The sequence below is a fragment of the Oleiphilus sp. HI0079 genome (genome assembly GCF_001635105.1).
The window spans coordinates 1-270 of the sequence record NZ_LWFT01000391.1 but is presented as its reverse complement, the minus strand read 5'-3'; the positions used below and the strand labels follow the sequence as shown (position 1 = coordinate 270).

Sequence of the window (270 nt, the reverse complement as noted above, 5' to 3'; positions counted from 1 at the left end):
TATGTTACCTCCTCAAAACGGAGCTCTACTACGTTTGGTATCAGTGGGCCGATTCCATAGAGGTAAAGGGCAGCACTACTTGTTAATTGCACTAAGGCGGTTAGTAAATGAGGGTGTTAAGGTTGAGTTAAATCTTGTTGGCGTAGGTTCTAGTGGTAAACAATGGTTGCAAAGCCTAACCGAGAAGTTGGGTTTACAAGATCGAGTGGCATTTCATGAGAATCTCCCAAGTAAGGATATATCCCTTCTGTTTAGGCGCTGTCATTTGTT

General features: G+C 43.0%; 1 protein-coding gene. It reads left to right on the top strand.

Annotated elements, in window-relative coordinates; translation table 11 throughout:
* Positions 1 to 43 precede the first annotated feature (43 nt).
* A partial coding sequence (locus A3750_RS05085; RefSeq protein WP_231871723.1) for a glycosyltransferase occupies positions 44 to 270 on the top strand: 227 nt, incomplete at its 3' end.